At 74.3% G+C, this 16,661-nt stretch carries 13 protein-coding genes; 9 read left to right on the top strand and 4 right to left on the bottom strand.

Features of this window, described 5'->3' with window-relative positions; genetic code table 11:
• The first annotated feature begins 8 nt into the window (after positions 1-8).
• Entirely contained in the window at positions 9-1,649 is a 1,641-nt protein-coding gene (locus ACQEVZ_RS56480) for a PucR family transcriptional regulator (RefSeq protein WP_433384464.1), read from the top strand.
• A 21-nt stretch (positions 1,650-1,670) separates the two neighbouring features.
• Here the strand turns inward: ACQEVZ_RS56480 and ACQEVZ_RS56485 are convergent, their stop codons facing one another.
• A complete protein-coding gene (locus tag ACQEVZ_RS56485) occupies positions 1,671-2,381 on the bottom strand; it encodes an alpha/beta fold hydrolase (RefSeq protein WP_433384467.1) in 711 nt (236 codons plus the stop codon).
• A gap of 49 nt (positions 2,382-2,430) precedes the next feature.
• Between ACQEVZ_RS56485 and ACQEVZ_RS56490 the strand changes: the two genes are divergently transcribed.
• Entirely contained in the window at positions 2,431-3,267 is an 837-nt protein-coding gene (locus ACQEVZ_RS56490) for a helix-turn-helix transcriptional regulator (RefSeq protein ID WP_433384470.1), read from the top strand.
• Here the strand turns inward: ACQEVZ_RS56490 and ACQEVZ_RS56495 are convergent.
• Both ACQEVZ_RS56495 and ACQEVZ_RS56500 read right to left on the bottom strand, forming a co-directional pair.
• Positions 3,262-3,510 (bottom strand): hypothetical protein, encoded by a 249-nt coding sequence (locus ACQEVZ_RS56495; RefSeq protein ID WP_433384473.1) that lies wholly within the window; start codon positions 3,508-3,510, stop codon positions 3,262-3,264. The genes ACQEVZ_RS56490 and ACQEVZ_RS56495 overlap by 6 nt on opposite strands.
• Before the next feature lie 211 nt (positions 3,511-3,721).
• Positions 3,722-4,843, bottom strand: coding sequence for a serine hydrolase domain-containing protein (locus tag ACQEVZ_RS56500; RefSeq protein WP_433384476.1), 1,122 nt, complete (start codon positions 4,841-4,843; stop codon positions 3,722-3,724).
• 278 nt (positions 4,844-5,121) lie between these two features.
• Between ACQEVZ_RS56500 and ACQEVZ_RS56505 the strand changes: the two genes are divergently transcribed.
• A complete protein-coding gene (locus ACQEVZ_RS56505; protein ID WP_433384479.1) occupies positions 5,122-8,853 on the top strand; it encodes a nidogen-like domain-containing protein in 3,732 nt (1,243 codons plus the stop codon).
• A gap of 21 nt (positions 8,854-8,874) precedes the next feature.
• Here ACQEVZ_RS56505 and ACQEVZ_RS56510 read toward each other — a convergent pair whose 3' ends face one another.
• Positions 8,875-10,254: a TY-Chap domain-containing protein gene (locus ACQEVZ_RS56510; protein WP_433384482.1), complete on the bottom strand. Its 1,380-nt coding sequence runs from the start codon at positions 10,252-10,254 to the stop codon at positions 8,875-8,877.
• Positions 10,255-10,417: 163 nt separating this feature from the next.
• Between ACQEVZ_RS56510 and ACQEVZ_RS56515 the strand changes: the two genes are divergently transcribed.
• The 6 genes from ACQEVZ_RS56515 to ACQEVZ_RS56540 all read left to right on the top strand — a co-directional run bounded on the left by ACQEVZ_RS56515 (position 10,418) and on the right by ACQEVZ_RS56540 (position 16,612).
• Complete coding sequence (locus tag ACQEVZ_RS56515; protein ID WP_433384485.1) at positions 10,418-12,220, top strand: serine/threonine-protein kinase; 1,803 nt, start codon at positions 10,418-10,420, stop codon at positions 12,218-12,220.
• Between the two features lie 146 nt (positions 12,221-12,366).
• Positions 12,367-12,840, top strand: a complete 474-nt coding sequence (locus ACQEVZ_RS56520; protein ID WP_344501990.1) for an RrF2 family transcriptional regulator — start codon at positions 12,367-12,369, stop codon at positions 12,838-12,840.
• Positions 12,837-13,874 (top strand): sulfate ABC transporter substrate-binding protein, encoded by a 1,038-nt coding sequence (locus ACQEVZ_RS56525; RefSeq protein WP_433384489.1) that lies wholly within the window; start codon positions 12,837-12,839, stop codon positions 13,872-13,874. Before ACQEVZ_RS56520 ends, ACQEVZ_RS56525 begins: the two co-directional genes overlap by 4 nt.
• Entirely contained in the window at positions 13,871-14,728 is an 858-nt protein-coding gene (gene cysT / locus ACQEVZ_RS56530; protein ID WP_433384492.1) for a sulfate ABC transporter permease subunit CysT, read from the top strand. The genes ACQEVZ_RS56525 and cysT overlap by 4 nt, the downstream gene beginning before the upstream one ends.
• The gene (locus ACQEVZ_RS56535) at positions 14,721-15,596 is read left to right on the top strand and encodes a sulfate ABC transporter permease subunit (protein ID WP_344501987.1); all 876 of its coding nucleotides are present in this window, start codon (positions 14,721-14,723) and stop codon (positions 15,594-15,596) included. Before cysT ends, ACQEVZ_RS56535 begins: the two co-directional genes overlap by 8 nt.
• The gene (locus tag ACQEVZ_RS56540) at positions 15,593-16,612 is read left to right on the top strand and encodes a sulfate/molybdate ABC transporter ATP-binding protein (RefSeq protein WP_354891087.1); all 1,020 of its coding nucleotides are present in this window, start codon (positions 15,593-15,595) and stop codon (positions 16,610-16,612) included. The genes ACQEVZ_RS56535 and ACQEVZ_RS56540 overlap by 4 nt, the downstream gene beginning before the upstream one ends.
• Positions 16,613-16,661: the final 49 nt, after the last annotated feature.

Genomic DNA, 16,661 nt, shown 5'->3' on the forward strand with positions numbered 1-16,661 from the left:
TTCCTGGTGTGCGACCACAGGCCAGCCTCGGGCGCGTCCTGGACGACCTCGGCGCGACCCTGCTCGAGCTGGTCCACGGCGACCCGGACCTCCACCCGCGGCAGGCCGCCGCGATCGGCGGCGTGGTCATCCACGACCCCCTCGACGAGCCGGTGCTCCCCCAGCACGCGCTGGTCCTCGGGGTCGGCGTCGGCGACGCCGCGGAGACCGCCCGGCTGCTGCGCACGCTCGGCCGGCAGGAGGCCGTCGCGCTGGTCGTGCGGGCGCCGGTGCCGGCCGACCCCGACCTGGCCGCCGCCGCGGCGGAGTCCGGGGTGGCGCTGCTCGGGCTGACCCGCGGCGCGTCGTGGGCGCAGCTCGCCGCGCTGCTGCGCTCGCTGCTGGCCGAGGGCGACGTCGGCGACGCCGAGCCGCAGACCCTCGGCGGGGTGCTGGCCGGCGACCTGTTCGCGCTCGCCAACGCGATCGCGGCGCTGCTCGACGCGCCGGTCACCATCGAGGACCGCAGCTCCCGCGTCCTGGCCTACTCGGGCCGGCAGGACGAGGCCGACCGGTCCCGCATCGAGACGATCCTCGGCCGGCAGGTGCCCGAGCGGTACTCGCGCCAGCTCACCGACCGGGGCATCTTCCGCGACCTGTACCGCAGCGACCAACCCGTCTACGTCGAGCCCGGCGGCGACGACTTCTTCCTGCTGCCCCGGGTCGCGGTCGCGGTCCGGGCCGGCGACGAGATCCTCGGCTCGATCTGGGCGGCCGTGCAGGGGCCCCCGAACCTCGACCGGATGCAGGCGCTGCGGGACGCGGCCCGGGTCGTCGCGCTGCACATGCTGCGCATCCGGGCCGGCGCCGACGTCGAGCGCCGGCTGCGCACCGACCTGCTCAGCACCGCCCTGGAGGGCGGGCCGGGGGCGCTGGACGCGCTGACCCGCCTCGGGCTCGCCGACCGGCCGGTCGCCGTGCTCGGGCTCGCGCTCCTCCCCCGCCCCGACGACCCGTCCGGCGTCACCGCCGACGCGGGCCTCGCCACCGAGCGGCAGCGGCTGGCCGACGCGCTCGCCATGCACATCGGCGCGGTGCACCCGCGCTCGGCGGCGGCCCTCGTCGGCGACGTCGTCTACGGGCTCGTCCCGGTCGCCCGCGGCCGCGCCGACGGTGCCGTCCGCATCGCCACCGACTTCCTCGACCGGGTCGGCGAGCGCACCCCCGCGGTCGCCGGCATCGGCCCGGTCGCGCAGGACCTGGCGGGGCTCGCCGCGGCGAGGGCGGAGGCGGACCGGGCGCTGCGGGTCCTGCGCACCGGCAACACCGCCGGGCGCCGGGTCGCCCGGCTCGCCGACGTGCACGTGGAGGCGCTGCTGCTGGACCTCGCCGACGTCGTGTCGGCCCGCGGCGACCGGCCCAGCGGCGCGGTGGCGAACCTGCTCGCCTACGACGCCAAGCACAACACCAACCTCGTCGACACGCTGCGGGCCTGGCTGGACGCCTTCGGCGACGCGGTCGCCGCCGCCGCGGCCATGTACGTGCACCCGAACACCTTCCGGTACCGGCTGCGCCGGGTGGCCGAGGTCGGCCCGCTCGACCTGCGCGACCCCGACGCCCGCTTCGCCGCGATGCTGGAGCTGCGCCTCGCCGCCCGCCCGACCGAGTGACCCGTCGAGGCCGGCGCCAGGTCAGGCGACGGCGGCGAGCAGGCGGTCCGGGGCCTCCAGCTGCGGCAGGTGCCCTGCGCCCGGCAGCAGTGTGAACCGGGCGCCGGGGATGGCCTCGGCGTAGGCGCGGCCGTAGCCGGGCGGGGCGATGCCGTCGGACTCACCCCACACCACGTGCACCGGCAGGTCGACCGCGGCGAGCCGGTCCCGCAGGCCCGGGTCGGTCATCGACATCCGGGTGTACGCGGCGAGCGCCGCCAGGTCGGGCTTCGGGCGGTCCGGGTCCGGCGGGAAGCGCGCCGGGTCGTGGAACGACAGCGCGGCCAGCCCGGCCGGGGTCAGGCCGGACACGTCGGTGACCGGGTGCTCCGGCACGTCGAGGCCGACCGCGTTCACCAGCACGACCCGGCCGACCCGCGGGCTGCGCAGCAGCGCCAGCTCGGCGGCGACCCAGCCGCCGATCGAGTTGCCGAGCACCGTCACGGCCCGGACGTCCAGGCGGTCGAGCAGGCCGGCGTACAGCGCGGCGAGCCCCGCGACGGTGGTGAGGCCCGCGGGCCGGGGAGTGCCCGCGAAGCCGGGGTGCGTCGGCACGATCACCCGCGCGTCCCGGGACGCGGCGAGCAGCCCGGCGAAGGGCAGCATCGAGCGCGGGCCGGCACCGCCGTGCAGGAGCAGGAACGGCTCGGCGCCCGCGCCGAGCTCGAGGTAGGTCACGTCGTCATCGGTCACCGGCCCAGGATTCGGTCCCGGAGCGGGCGGCGGGAGAGGATGGTCCATCGTGGGACCCGCACCAACACCCAGCGCCGCCCGTCGCGCCGCCCTGGCGGACTTCCTCCGGACCCGCCGCGCGGCGCGGCGCCCGCAGGACGCCGGCCTGGACCCCGGCCCGGGCCGCCGCCGCACGCCCGGCCTGCGCCGCGAGGAGGTCGCGCAGCTGTCCGGCGTGGGCCTGTCCTGGTACACGTGGCTCGAGCAGGGCCGCGACGTCGCGCCGTCCGCGCAGGTGCTGCTCGCGCTGAGCCGCGCCCTCGCGCTCACCCCGTCGGAGCGCGACCACCTGTTCCTGCTCGCCGCCGTGGCCCCGCCGCAGCCCGGGGACGGTCCGGTCGACGAGGAGACGGCCGCGTTCGTCGACGCGCTGCTGCCGCACGTCGCGTTCGTGCTGGACCCGCGGTTCGACGTGGTCGCGCACAACCGGGCCGCCGAGATCATCATGTCGGGCCTGGTCGCGCCCCCGGCGGGCGGCCGGCGCAACCTGCTGCTGTGGCTGTTCGACCCGCCGGCCTGGGACACCGGGTCGCCGGCGTGGCAGCGGACCGCCCACGCGAACCTGCTCGACTTCCGCAGCGAATACGCCCGGCACCCCGGCGACCCCGCCTTCGTGGCGCTGGTCGAGGAGCTCAGCGCGCGCAGCCCGGCGTTCCGGGACTGGTGGGCCGGGCACGACGTGCGGGTCCTGGAGCCGTCCCGCAAGCGGATCCCGCACCCGGTGCTCGGCGACCTCGCGTTCCTGTCGGCCCAGAGCCGCCCCGCCCACGCGCCGTGGCTGCGCCTGCGGATCCTGGTGCCCGCGGACGACCGCACCCGTGCGGCGATCGGGGACCGCCGGCTATGACGGCTGGAGGCAGGGGGTCTCGGCGGTGGCGAGCGGGGCGGCGGTCTGCGGGGCGGTGATCTCGACCGACACCGCGACGCAGCCCCGGCCGGTGCCCAGGACGTTGCCGAAGACGCTGAAGACCTGGGGCGGGACCATGTACGGGTAGTCGAACCCGCTCGTCCCGCCGTAGGAGGGGCGGGTGGCGCGCAGCCGGATCGTGGCGCCGGTCGGGACCCGTTCGGTGGAGACGAACAGCGCCACGCGGCGTGGTCGGCGCCTCGGTGTCGGTGAGCACGCTGTAGGAGCACGGGTTGCCGTCGACGAGGCAGTTGGTGGGGTCCGCGCTGCCGTCGAGCGATGCGCTTCAAAGTCGTGGCGGTAAGATTGCAATTCACAATCGTGTATGCAATAGGCCGTTCGACCCCCTGGTGAATGCGCCTTTTCCGCTTGCACGCCACGCATTCGGCAGGAATCAGGTCGATGCCGCGAGGGCGGTCCAGGCGGCGGAGACCGGGGCGAAGCCGCGCAGGTCGCCCGGGCCGCCCATCCTGTTCATGGCGTAGGCGTAGGTCGCCCGGGCGCCGAGGTCGATGACGGCCAGGGAGCCGCCGGCGCCGCCCCAGTACAGCGTGTCCGGGCCGGGCATGAACGGCCCGCCGACCGCGAAGCCGAGCCCGAAGCGCACCGGCATGCCGAGGACGAGGTCGGTGCCCTCGACCTGGACCTCCAGGGCGCTGCGGCAGGTCGCCTCGGACAGGAGGCGGCGGCCCTGGGCGACGCCGCCGCAGGCGAGGACCGTGTGCACCAGGGCGACGGACCGCGCGTTGCCGGTGCCGCCGCCGGCGGGGATCTCCGCGGCCCGCCACGCCCGCGAGCCGGCCACCGCCGTGTCCAGCCGCGGGTTGTGCGCCGCGTTGTCCTGCAGCTCGGTCAGGCCGCCGGCGAACGGCTCCTCGTCCGGCGGGACCAGGTCGGCGACCCGGGGCTCCTCGGACTCCGGCAGCCCGATGTGGAAGTCAGCGCCGAGCGGCTCCGCGAGCTCCTGCCGGAACACGGTGCCCAGCGTCCGCCCGGTGATCCGCCGGACGATCTCGCCGATCAGGAACCCCTGCGTGACAACGTGGTAGCCGGAGGCGGTGCCGGGCGGCCAGAACGGCTCCTGCGCCGCCAGCAGGGCGGTCACCTTCTCCCAGTCGTACAGGTCCGCGGGTGCGAGGGGCTCGCGCCAGCCGGACAGCCCGGCGGAGTGGCTCATCACCTGCGCGACGGTGACGTCACCCTTGCCGCCGGCCGCGAACTGCGGCCAGTACCGGGCGACCGGCGCGTGGAAGTCCAGCTCGCCCCGGTCGGCGACCAGCAGCGCCGTCAGCGCCGCCATCGTCTTGGTGATCGAGTAGACGTTGACGATCGTGTCCCGCTCCCAGGGCCGGGCCCCGGCCGCGTCGGCGTGCCCGCCCCACAGGTCGGCGACGATCTCACCGTCGACGGTGGCGCAGAAGGACGCCCCCGCCTCGGCGCCGTCGGCGAAGTTCCGCTCGAACGCGGCGTGGACGGCCGCCAGGTCCTGCCGCACGAACCCCCGAACGCCGGTCACGGGCCGACCGTAACGCCGCCCGCGCCCCGCCCCAACCGATATACCGGCCCGGGCTGAACGTTTCATCGGCCGGACGGTCGACTAGTCGACAGATACGCGTCGATGTTGACGGGGCGTTCACGGGCAGTTCACGTGGCCGCCGCGGGGAAGGGTGACTTGCCGCTTCTGTCCGCATCGACCAGTTGCGATGTGTTGGAAGGCTGTCGGTGCCCGGGCACGCTGCGTGCCCCACCGACGACCGCGAGGTGATGATGGACCGAAAGCGGAGAACCCGGACGGTGGTGCTCTGCGCCGTCCTGGCGCTCATGGGCGCCTGTACGCCGGACGGCGGGCCCGGCGGGCCCCATCAGGACGCCGTCAAGCTCACCGTCCCGGCGGACACCGACCGCGGCAGCGTCGTCGTCGCCGGCCGGACCTTCGCCCGCGGCGCCGTCCGCGTCGACGGCGGGGTCCTCCCGGCGACCACGTTCGCCGGGCCGGACGGGAAGTTCGCCGTCGAGGTGCTGCTGCATCCGCAGCGCGCCAACGGCCTCGACGTGCGCGCCTGGGACCCGTCGGGCGGCCGCACCGGCACGGCCCGCGCCCAGGTGCGGCAGCGGATCGCGGCCACCGCCGCCGGCCAGGTCGCCGGCCGGGTCGTCGACCCGGTCACGAAGCTGCCCGTCGCCGCCGCGGTCGTCTCGTACGGCGGCCGGACCGCCACCACCGGCGCCGACGGCGGCTACGTCCTGCGCGGCCTGCCCGACGGCGGGATCGCCCTGGTCGCGAAGAAGGCCGGCCGGCTCGGCGGCCTGAGCGTCGCCCGCGTCGACAAGGCCGCCGGGACCGCGCCGGACCTGACCGTGCAGGCGCTCGCGGCGCCGGTGCGGCTGAGCCCCGACGGCGGCGTGTTCACCGGCCCCGGCTGGCGGGTCGTGGTCCCCCGCGGCGCCGTCAGCCGGCCGACCGACCTGCACATCACGCCGCTCGGCTACAGCGGCGCCAAGGACGTGTTCGGCGCGCCGATCGTCGACCTGTCACCCGACGGGCTGCGCTTCGCCAAGCCGATCACCGTCGCCGTCGACCCGTCCGTCCTCGGCCTGGAGCCGGCGACCGCCAGGATCGTCGGCGTGAACCCGGGCGGCCCGACCGCCACGGTCATCCCGTCGCGGGTCGTCGGGCGGGAGCGGGTCGTCCAGCTGTCGGTGCTCGACGGCGAGGAGATCCGCACCGAGCCCGAGCCCGGCGTCCTCAACCAGTGGGGCGGGCCGGCCGCGTACTGCACGCCCTTCGCCACCTCCGCCGACGCCGACCGGGCCGTCGCCTACCTGCGCGCGACGCTGCTGCCGTTCCTCGGCGCGGTCATCGGCGCGACGTCGCGCGACCTGTGGACCAAGTACCTGCTCGGCGGCGTGCCGACCACGGCCCGCGAGACGATCACCGACGCCGACACGATCCGCCAGTTCCGCTGGAACGCCCCGACCATCGACGCCCGCGACAAGGTCGTCGACCAGCTCGTCGCCGCGCTCGGCACCCCGCCGCAGCTCGCCGCGCCGGCCACCCCGACCACCAAGCAGGTGTCGGACTACCCGCCGATCGGCCGCGGGGTCGACGTCAACTTCAGCTGGCCCTACGACGTGCCGGGCAACATCGCCGGCGCGGTCGGCGGGGTCCAGCTGCCGTCCGGCTACGTCCGCGACGACCGCACATTCACCGGCGACCTGCGCTTCGTGCCGGCCGCCGACGCCAAGGGCGTCCGGACGAAGGTCGAGCTCGTCGCCGACCTCACCATGACCGTGCAGGACTCGATCGACCTGTGCGACGGCGACCCCGGCGCCTGGCTGGAGACCAACGCCACGATCCCGCTCAGCCGCCTCGAGGCGACGCCGCTGCCGTCCGGCACCGGCACCTATGCCGGTACCTATGCAAGGCCGATCCTCTTCGAGGCCGCCGTCCCGCTGAAGGACGACCTGCTCCAGCCGAAGCGGCGCGACATCACCGCGCTGTACCCGACGAACGACAAGGACGGCGACGGCGTCCCCGACGCGCAGCCGTGGAACGGCGCCGCCTTCACCCTCGACAACTGCCCGGCGGTCGCGAACCCCACCCAGGCCGACGCCGACGGGGACGGGGCCGGCGACGCCTGTGACGAGCCCGACGACCCGGACCCGGGCGACGGCGGGCTCCCGCCCGGCGGCACCGAACCCCCGCCCGGCGGGGACGGCGGCACCACCGGCGACACCGGCGAGGGCGGCGGCCGCGGCACCGGCGGCTCCTACGGCGACCCGCACCTGGTGAGCTTCGACGGCGGCTCGTTCGGCTTCCACGCCGCCGGCGACTACGTCCTCGCCGAGTCCACAGTGGACGACTTCGCGGTCCACGGCCGGTTCGTGCGCCGGCCCGGCACCACGGCGATCAGCCTCAACCGGGCCGTCGCCGCCCGCGTCGGCACCTCGGTCATCGCGTTCGGCGACACCGCGACCGGCGAACGCTTCGACCCGCTCGTCGCGACCCTCGACGGGCAACCGGTCCCGCTCACCCCCGGCATGCGCACCACGCTGCCCGGCGGCGCGGCGCTCACGTTCACCACCGCCGGCGGCGCCGTCGTCACCTGGCCCGACGGCACGAGACTCGCCGCCGGGCGGTGGACCGGCGACAACATGTTCGTCACCCTCGCCGAGTCCCGCTACGGGAAGGTCCGCGGCGTGCTCGGCGACGCCGACGGCAACCCGCGCGACGACCTCACCGCCCGCGACGGCACGCTCGTGCGCGACCTCCGGGACCGCGCGCAGCTGTACGGGTCGTTCGCCGCGAGCTGGCGGGTGACCGGGCAGGCCTCCCTGCTGCGCAGCGTCCTGCCGGCCGACCGGGTCACCCCGGTGGACCCGGTGGACCAGGCGTCGGTGGCGGCGCTGCCGGCCGCGGCCCGGGCGCACGCCGAGACCGTCTGCCGGGCGCTGCGGCCGGGTGGCGGGCTCGAACAGTGCGTGCTGGACGTCGGCATCACCGGCGACGACACGTTCGCCGCCGACGCCGGCGTGGTGGCGAACCGGCTGCGGTCCACGGTGGACCTCGCCGCGCTGGCGCAAACCGTGGAGACCACCACCGAGATCACCCTGGGACAGAAGGTGACCGGGTCGCTCGACGCGCCGTTCGCGGTCGACGTCCTCACCGTCACCCTCCAGGCCGGTGACTCGGTCACGGTGTCCACGTTCGGGGTCTGCCCGGGCGACGGCACGTTCGCGGTCACGCTGGTCGCGCCGAGCGGCCGCCCGGTCGGCCGGACCCGCGGCGAGGGCTGCGGCACGCTCGGGTTCACCGGGCTGCGCGAGTCCGGCCGGTACGAGCTGCGCGTCACCGACCAGGGCGGCTTCACCGGCCGGTACGAGCTGCGGGCCGACGGCCGGCAGCTGGACCTCACCTGCAACGCCACGGAGGTCGCCCCCAACGACGACCAGTCGAGCCCGGAGGTGACCCTGCCGTTCGACCTGAACTTCCACGGCCGGACGTTCGGCTCGCTGTGGGTCAACAACAACGGCAACGTCACGTTCGACGGGCCGCTGTCGACGTTCACCGCGGTGCCGATGGACACCATCCGCACCCCGATCGTCGCGGCCTGGTTCGCCGACGTCGACACCCGCGGCGCGGGCTCCCAGCCGGTCCGCTACGGCGGCGGCACCGTCGACGGCCGGCGCGCCTTCTGCGTCGACTTCAACGGGGTCGGCTACTACGACCGGCACGACGACAAGCTCAACGCGTTCCAGCTGTACCTCGTCGACCGCGGCGACGTCGCATTTGGCGCGTTCGACATCGTGCTGCGGTACACCCGCCTCCAATGGGACAAGGGTGACCTCAGCTCCGTGCCCGCCGGGGTCGGCTACTCCAACGGCACGGGGCAGCCGGGGACGTTCGTCGAGCTGCCGGGGTCCCGCACCGACGGCGCGCTGCTGGACCCGTCGCCGACGGGGCTGACCCGCACCTCGACCGGCGGCACCCAGCCGGGCGTGCACATCCTGCCGGTCCGCCCGTAGCGGCGCGACGTCGAGGAAGCCTCAGCGCCTGACGGTGAGCCGGAGGGCGTTGAGGCGCTCGGCGGGGGTGTCGGACCACGCGCCGCCGTCCAGATCGCCGGGCGCGGTGACGCCGGCGCGGTCGAGGGCGGCGGCCACCCGGGCGGCGAGGTCGGCGGCGACGTCCCCGCCCGGGACGGTCTCCACCCGCTCGCCGAACTCGTCGGACCAGCCGAACCGGGCCGTCACCCGCTCGCGGGTGAACTCGCCCTCGGCGACCAGGGTCCCGCTGGTGCGGCGCAACCGCCAGCGGGCACTGCTGGCGTACGGGTGCAGCATCGGCAGCGCGGAGCACCACGACGCGAACAGGACCCGCAGCTCGTCCACGGTCCCGTCGAGGGTCTCCGACGGCGAGTGCCAGTAGGTCATCATGCCGTGCAGGGCCTTCGCCTGCGGCGCCTCGACGTCGGGCTCGGTGAACCACAGCTCGTCCGGGGCCCAGTCGTCCGGCGTCATCATCCACTTCTGCTTGTTGTAGATGACGTTCTCGCGCGGGCCGGTCGGCTCCGCCGTCAGCCGGATGTGCCGGCCCCACAGGGCCTCGAGGGTGAGCGTGGTGTCCTCGCCGCGCCAGCGCGCGAGGGGCATCCGGCCCTCGGAGCCGACGATCGGCGGGTGGCCGAGCACCGTGACGGCGGCGGCGAGCGCCCGGCGGAAGTCGTCGGCGACGCCGGCCTCGCCGACCGGCAGCCGCGCGCTCAGCGAGCTGATCTCGCCGTGCCCGTAGTACCCGGCGTCCCAGTCGTGCGCCTCGATCCGCTCGCCGCCGGCGGCCAGGAGCTCGTCGCCGTCCGGCTGCCAGCCCTGCTCGGCGACGAGCCGGTCGAACGCGCCGCGGGACCAGTCGCCGAGCCCGCCGGCGAAGACCGCGCACAGCCGCCGCCACGCCGTTGAGGGCGCCGGCAGCAGCGTGGCCGGGTCCCGGTCGTCGGGCACCTCCTGCCCGGCCTCGGCCGCGACCGTGCGCAGCTGCGGCGCCCGCATCCCGTTGTTGTCGAACGACGTGTACGTCACCTCGGCCGGGTCGGCGAAGCCGTGCACGTCGCGCAGCGTCCGGACGATCACGTCGGCGAGCCGCCGGGCCGTGGCGGGCTCCACCGGCGCCGGGACCTCCGGGAAGCACAGAGTCTCCGCCCCGTCCTCGTCCGGCTGCCACCCCAGCGCGGCGAGGTCCGCCGCCCGCTCCGGCACGTCCCGGGTGAGCATGTACACCGACGGCACGTCCAGCCTGTAGCCGCGGGTGAAGCGGATGAACTGCACGAACCCGTCGCCGCCGGAGAGGGAGATCGCCGCCTCGGGCCGCAGCGCCGCGAGCGCCCCGACGAGCTCGTCGGCCACTTCCGGCCACCCCGCTGCTGCCATCACGCACTCCCCCCGTCGTCCGGTGACGGGTTGGAGCATAGGCGTCCGGGAGCCGGCCGCCGGTGTGAGGGCGGTGAGGGCGGGTGAGGGCGTCCGGCAAAGCCGCCGGTGGTCGATGCGGTGGCGGTTAGACTCGCCGCAGCCCTGCCATCCGGGAGGCCTCATGGCCACTGCGCCGCAGATCCACGGCTACCGCGACCTGACGCTGGTCAGCGCCCGGGGCGGGCAGGCGCACGTGTACCGGGCGCGCAAGGCGACCATGGACTCCTCCGCCGTCGCGATCAAGGTGTACCGCCGGGACCTCGACGACGCCGACCGGCGGCGGTTCCGCCGCGAGGTCCAGGCACTCCAGGCGCTGCAGGGCCGCCCGCACGTCGTGCGGCTGCTGGAGGCCGACTTCACCGCCGACGGCCGCGGATACGTGGTCATGGACCTCTACGCCGGGTCGGTCGCCGACCGGCTGGCGGTGGAGGGGACGCTGCCCGTCGGCGACGCGCTGCGCATCGGCGCGGAGGTGGCCGAGGCCCTCACCCACACGCACGAGGCGGCGGCGCGCATCCTGCACCGCGACATCAAACCGGGCAACATCCTGCTCACCGGCGACGGCGCGGCGGTGCTGTCCGACTTCGGCATCTCCGCGATCCACCGCGACGACGGCCGGTTCACGGCGACGGCGCGGATCGGCACGCTGGGGTACACGGCGCCGGAGGTGCACGCCGGGGACTCCGAGAGCGTCGCGTCGGACATCTACTCCCTCGGCGCCACCCTGCACACGCTGCTGACCGGTGGCCCGCCGGCCGGGCCGGGCCGGTCGGCGCTCGACGCGGTGCCCGAGCCGGCCGCCACGGTGCTGCGCCGGGCCCTGTCGCCCGACCCGGCGGACCGGCAGGAGTCCGCCCGGCGGCTGCGCGAGGACCTGCTGCGCGCCGCGGACCTCGTGACCACCCGGGAGTCGTCGTTCGCCAGTCCCGCGCCGGCGTCGACCAGGGTCCTGCCGGACGACCCGCCCGGGGCCGTCCGTCCGCGGCTGATCGAGCCGCCGACCACCGACCCGGACCTGGGCCGCAACATCGCCGCCGGCGTGCTCGCCCTGGCCGGCGGGCTCGGCGGGCTGGTCCTGCTCGACTGGGCCTGGTGGGGCGGCGCGCTGATCGTCGCGGCGCCGGTCGGCGTCGCCGCGGCCCTGCGCCGGGGGCTGGGCACCCGGCGGCTGTTCGGCCCGGCCGCCGCGGCGACGCTCGCCTGCTACGCGGTGCCGGGCGTGACCTACCTGACCCGCATCGACGAGGACCCGTTCATCAACCTCGTGATGGTCGTGTTCACGCTGGTCGCGTTCGGCGGCCAGGTCGCCGCGGTGCACGAGGTCGAGCGGTACGCCCGGCAGGACATGGCGCAGTCGGAGACCGCCCGGGCCAACCAGGAGCGCGGGCAGCTGTTCGAGCGGTTCCGCGAGCGGTACTGGCTGGACGGCGCCCATCCGCCGGACTGGCTCGACGACGTGCTCGGGCCGCTGCCCGCGGCCCGGGCGATGCCCTGGCGGGGCGGCGGCGCGCTCCGGTTCGCGGTGGTGTGCGACCGGAGCGTGGCGTTCGTGGCCGTGCTCGACGGTGTGCGCCCCGGCCGGTACGAGCTGAACCCCGCGAACGGGCACCCCTGCCGGGTGTTCGCCGACGGGCGGCCCAACACGTCCGTCGACACGCGGCTCAAGGACCTCGCCCGCGGCGTCGACGCCGCCGGCTGGGGGACCGCCGGGGTCAGCGCCGGCTGTGTCGTCGTGCTGACCACCGACGGCGCGCAGTCCGACGGCATCCGGCTCGCGCCGGCGCAGCTCGAGTCGACGAGCCTGACGGTCGTCGTGGCGCGGGACGCCGGTCCGGCGCTCGTGCGGCTGCTGGCGGGCGCGGACCCGCAGGTCATCGACCCCGTGCTCCTGCAGATGGTCACCGAGCGCGCCCAGCAGGCCTGACCCCCGCCCGGCACACACTCGGCACCCGCTCGGTGTAACGCAACCCACACGTCTTGACACCCGTCGCTCCGCAACTATTCTATTCCTACCTACTAACTAGACAAGATAGGCAATAGGCGCCGGGGGACCGATCGGAGCACAGCGAGGTGCACATCTCTGTCCGTGCCGACTACGCGATCAGGGCGATGCTCGCGATCGCCGCGGCGGAGCCGGGCCGGATCACGGCATCAGAGCTGGCGCACAGCGAGCGGATGTCCATCGGATCGCTGCAGACGGTGCTTCTCGAACTACGCCGCGTCGGGCTCGTGCACAGCCACCGCGGCACGGAGCGGGGATACGGCCTCGCCCGACCGGCGGCAGCCATCACGGTCGGCGAGATCCTCCGCGCCATGAACGGCGCACTGACCACGGTGCGTGGCCTGCCGACCGGGCAGGCGACGTACGACGGGGTCGGCCGCGGGTTGCGCAAGGTCTGGCTGTCGGTCGACGACGCGGTCAACGCGATCGTCGACCGGGCCACCCTCGCCGACCTGCTCGCCGACCCCGGGCTGGAACTTGACGACGACCACCGCAGCACCCCCTTGAGCACAGCCGACCCCAGGAGGACAGGTTCCCCATGAAGCACCGGATCAGAGCGGCCGCCGCTCTCATGCTCACCGCCGGCTTACTGCTGTCGGCGTGCGCGGGGACCACCAAGAAGGACGACGCCGGCGCCGCCGGCGCGTCGACCACGCTCAACATCGTCGGTTTCGCGGTGCCCGAGGCCGCGAACAAGGCCATCGCCGCGGAGTGGAACAAGACCCCGGCCGGTAAGGGCGTCAAGTTCCAGACCTCCTACGGCGCCTCCGGCGACCAGAGCCGCGCGGTCGTCGCCGGCCTCAAGGCCGACTACGTGCACTTCTCGGTGTCCAGCGACGTGACCCGCCTGGTCGACGCCAAGCTGGTCGACCCGAGCTGGAACGCCGGGCCCACCAAGGGCATCGTGTCCTCGTCGGTCGTGGTCCTCGCGGTGCGCCCCGGCAACCCGAAGGGCATCAAGGGCTGGGACGACCTGGTCAAGCCCGGTATCGGCATCGTCACCCCGAACCCGGCCTCCTCGGGCGCGGCCCGCTGGAACGCCCTGGCGGCATGGGGTCACGTCACCGCCAACGGCGGCACCGACGCCCAGGCCGGCGAGTTCCTCACCAAGCTCTTCGGCAACGTCGTCGCGCTGCCCGGCAGCGGCCGCGACGCCACCACCGCGTTCCTCGGCGGCACCGGTGACGTGCTGCTCGCCTACGAGAACGAGGCCATCCTGGCCCGGCAGAGCGGCGAGAAGCTGGACTGGGTCTACCCGGACACCACGATCCTGATCGAGAACCCGGGCGCGATCCTCACCAACGCCGACCCGAAGGCGAAGGAGTGGCTCGACTTCGTGCTGAGCGCCAACGGTCAGCGCCAGTTCGTGCTCAAGGGCTTCCGGCCGATCATCTCCGGGGTCGACACCAAGGGCGTCGAGGGCGCCATCGACCCCGCCAACCCGTTCCCGGCGCCGAAGAAGCTGCTCACCGTCGACAAGGACTTCGAGAGCTGGTCGAAGCTGTCCAAGAAGTTCTTCGACGAGAAAGAGGGCCTCATCGTCAAGATCATCGCCGCTTCGGGCAAGGCCAAGTGACATCCGAGACCACGGTCACGGGCCGGTCGGCGGGCAACCGCCGGCCGGCCCGGTCGGCCGTGTCCGGGCACCCCCTCACGCGCGTCTCCGGGCTCGGGCTCGGGGTCGCGATGCTGTGGTTCAGCCTCCTGGTGCTCATCCCGCTCGCCGCGGTCGTGGCGGTCGCCGGCTCCGCGGGGTGGAGCGGCTTCTGGGACGCGATCACCGCCGAGCAGACCCTCGCGTCGATCGAGCTCACCATCTTCACCTCGATCGGCGTCACGCTGGTCAACGTCGTCATGGGCACGCTCATCGCGTGGGTGCTGGTCCGGGACCGCTTCTTCGGCAAGCGCGTCCTGGAGGTCCTCGTCGACATCCCGTTCGCGCTGCCGACGATCGTCGCCGGTCTGGTGCTGCTGTCGCTGTACGGGCCGAACAGCCCCATCGGGGTCGACATCGCCAACACCCGGGTCGCGGTCTTCGTCGCGTTCCTGTTCGTGACGCTGCCGTTCATCGTGCGGACCGTGCAGCCGGTCCTCGCCGAGCTCGACCAGGACGTCGAGGAGGCCGCCGCCTCGCTGGGCGCCAGCCGGTTCACGATCTTCTGGCGGGTCATCCTGCCCAGCCTCACCCCGGCGATCACCGCCGGGGCCGCGCTGTCCTTCGCCCGCGGCGTCAGCGAGTACGGCTCGCTGGTCCTGCTGTCGGGCAACCTCCCGATGCGCACCGAGGTCACCTCGGTGCGCATCTTCAGCAGCATCGAGAACGACCACCTGGAGAACGCGGCCGCCGTCGCCACCGTGCTGCTGGTGATCTCGTTCGCCGTCATCGTGATCCTCGACGTGATCCAGCGAAGGACGGTCCGCCGTGGCTGACACCGCCGTTGTGGAGAAGACCGCCGCACCCCCGGTCAGGAAGGGCGGCGGCAAGGCCTGGACCCGCCGGCGCGGCCCGGTCACCTACCTGGTCCGGCTGGTCGTCGTGGTCTACCTGTTCTTCCTGGTGGCCTGGCCGGTGTACCTCGTCGGCCAGAACACCTTCAAGAACGGCTTCGACGACCTGCAGGCCATCCTCACCGACCCGGACATCGTGCACGCGCTGCACCTGTCGGTCGAGATCGCGATCATCGCGGTGCTCATCAACACGGTCTTCGGCGTCGGCATCTCGATCCTGCTCGTGCGCTACCGCTTCCCCGGCAAGCGCCTGCTCAACGCCCTGCTCGACGTGCCGCTGTCGGTGTCGCCCGTCGTCGTCGGCCTGTCGCTGGTGCTCGTCTACGGCGGCCGCAACGGCTGGTTCGGCCCGACCCTGGAGAGCTGGGGCCTGCAGATCATCTTCGCCGAGGCCGGCATGGTGATGGCCACCGTCTTCGTGGCCCTGCCGCTGGTCATCCGCGAGGTCGTGCCGGTCCTCGAGGAGATCGGCGAGGAGCAGGAGCAGGCCGCCCGCAGCCTCGGCGCCAACGCGTGGCAGACCTTCCGCCGCATCACCCTGCCGTCGATCAAGTGGGGCATCATCTACGGCGTCGTGCTGAGCCTCGCCCGCTCGCTCGGCGAGTTCGGCGCGGTGAAGATCGTGTCCGGCAACGTGCTGGGGCTCACCCGCACCGCACCGCTCGTGGTCGAGGAGAAGTACCTCAACTTCGACAAGGGCGGCGCCTACGCGACCGCGTTCCTCCTCGCCCTCGTCGCGGTGGCGAGCATCATCGTCGTATCCGTCCTCCGGCCGAAGGAAGACCGTTGAGCATCGAAATCGCAGGGGTCGGCAAGCGCTTCGGGGACTTCGTCGCGCTCGACAACGTGTCGGTGAGCATCCCCTCGGGCCGCCTCACGGCGCTGCTCGGCCCGTCCGGCGGCGGCAAGTCCACGCTGCTGCGCATCATCGCGGGCCTCGAACGCGCCGACACCGGCCGGGTCGAGATCGAGGGCGTCGACGCGACGGACCTCCCGCCGCAGAAGCGCAACGTCGGCTTCGTGTTCCAGCACTACGCCGCGTTCAAGCACATGTCGGTGCGCCGCAACGTCGCCTTCGGCCTGCAGATCCGCAAGCGCCCGAAGGACGAGATCGCCGAGCGCGTCGACGAGCTGCTCAAGCTGGTGCACCTGCAGCAGTTCGCCGACCGGCTGCCCGCGCAGCTGTCCGGCGGCCAGCGGCAGCGCATGGCCCTGGCCCGGGCGCTGGCGATCAAGCCGACGGTGCTGCTGCTCGACGAGCCCTTCGGCGCCCTGGACGCCAAGGTCCGCAAGGAGCTGCGCGACTGGCTGCGCCGCCTGCACGACGAGGTCGAGGTCACCACCGTCTTCGTCACCCACGACCAGGAGGAGGCCCTCGAGGTCGCCGACGAGATCGTGGTCATCAACGACGGGCGGATCGAGCAGATCGGCTCGCCCGACGACCTCTACGACCGCCCCGCCAACGACTTCGTCATGCGCTTCCTCGGCCCGGTCACCCAGCTCGGCGGCCGCCTGGTGCGCCCGCACGACCTGCAGATCGGCGCCGGCCCCGCGGACCCGTCCGCCCCGGACGACGTGACCGGGCAGGTCGCGCGGATCACCCGGATCGGCTTCGAGATCCGCATCGACGTGACCACCGCCGCCGGCGAGGACGTCATCGTGACCGTGACCCGCAACGAGTTCCTCGCCCTGGGCATCGACACCGGCGCGACGGTCCACCTGCGGATCGCGCCCGGCAGCCCGACCACCCCGGTCGCGGGGAGGCCCGCCGCCGAGCCCGACCTCGCGAAGACCGGCAGCCACTGAAGCGCCGGGCCGCGCGGCGGGTGCCGCACGGCCCGGCCCCGGAAGACCG

The organism is Dactylosporangium sp. CA-152071 (assembly GCF_050936335.1).
GTDB lineage: Bacteria > Actinomycetota > Actinomycetes > Mycobacteriales > Micromonosporaceae > Dactylosporangium > Dactylosporangium maewongense.